The organism is Streptomyces guryensis, from assembly GCF_021261325.1.
GTDB lineage: Bacteria > Actinomycetota > Actinomycetes > Streptomycetales > Streptomycetaceae > Streptomyces > Streptomyces guryensis.
The window spans coordinates 1-1,314 of record NZ_JAJSBI010000074.1; the positions used below are offsets into that span (position 1 = coordinate 1).

Consider the following 1,314-nt stretch of genomic DNA (forward strand, 5'->3'; position numbering starts at 1 on the left):
AGCGATCTCTGCATAGCCCCTGGTCATGGGGCGGCCATCGCGCAACTCTCCGAGTAGCGAAGCTCGTTGAGTGAGAGGTGACGCGATGGCCTTGTCCCAGCATGACTTACTCCGCCTGATGGAGTCACTGCGTACGGCGGACGGAATCGAGTTGATCAGGGTCCTGGCCCAGCGGATCCTGCAGGAACTCATCGAGGCCGAGGCCACCGTCCGGATCGGCGCCGAGCCCGGCGAGCACACCGAGACCCGCACGACGATGCGCAACGGGCACCGGGAGAAGGTGCTGACCACGCAGGCCGGGGACCTGGACCTGGCGATCCCCAAGATCCGCACCGGATCGTTCTTTCCGTCGCTGCTGGAACGCCGGCGGCGCATCGACCAGGCTCTCTACGCCGTCATCATGGAGGCATACGTCCAGGGCGTGTCCACCCGCAGCGTGGACGACCTGGTCAAGGCCCTCGGCGGGGACACCGGTATCTCCAAGAGCGAGGTCTCCAGGATCTGCGGCGATCTCGACGTCGAGCTGAGTGTGTTCCGCACTCGGCCCCTGGACCACACCCGCTTCCCCTACATCTATCTCGACGCCACCTACTGCAAGGCGCGGGTGAACCACCAGATCGTCTCCCAGGCCGTGGTCGTCGCCACCGGCATCACCGAGGACGGCGGACGCGAGGTCCTCGGGCTGATGGTCGGCGACAGCGAGACCGAAGTCTTCTGGAGCGAGTTCCTGCGCTCGCTGCGCGAGCGAGGTCTGACCGGGGTCCGCCTGGTCATCGCCGATCACCACTCCGGCCTGGTCAAAGCTGTCCGCAAGGTCATGCTCGGCGCCGCCTACCAGCGCTGCCGCGTTCATTTCCTGCGCAACGTCTTCTCCGTGATCCCCAAGGACGCCGGCGAGATGGTGGCCGCGACCATCCGCACGATCTTCGCCCAGCCCACCGCCGAGGCCGTCCGCACCCAGCTCGACACCGTCGCCGACATGCTCGGACGCCAGTTCCCCAAGGTCAAAGCGATGCTCCTGGAGGCCAAGACCGACCTCACCGCCTTCGCCGACTTCCCCGAGCGACATTGGAAGAAGATCCAGTCGACCAACCCCCTGGAACGGGTCAACCGGGAGATCAAACGCCGCGTCGACGTCGTCCAGATCTTCCCCAACCCCGACGCCCTCGAACGCCTCACCACCGCCGTCCTCATCGAGATGCACGACGAATGGATCGCTTTCCCCCGCCGCTACCTCCCCGAAGGCAGCATGGACAAGATCTACCCACCTGAAGATCCACCCGACACGGCTACACCACTACAGGGGACATGACC

At 65.5% G+C, this 1,314-nt stretch carries 1 protein-coding gene; it reads left to right on the plus strand.

The features are described from left to right. Nucleotides 1-85: 85 nt before the first annotated feature. A complete protein-coding gene (locus LJ657_RS48005; protein ID WP_232656083.1) occupies nt 86-1,312 on the plus strand; it encodes an IS256 family transposase in 1,227 nt (408 codons plus the stop codon). Nucleotides 1,313-1,314 lie beyond the last annotated feature (2 nt).

Coding starts and splice junctions, on each gene's coding strand:
- LJ657_RS48005 (WP_232656083.1), top strand. CDS start 86: ATGGCCTTGTCCCAGCATGACTTACTCCGCCTGATGGAGTCACTGCGT.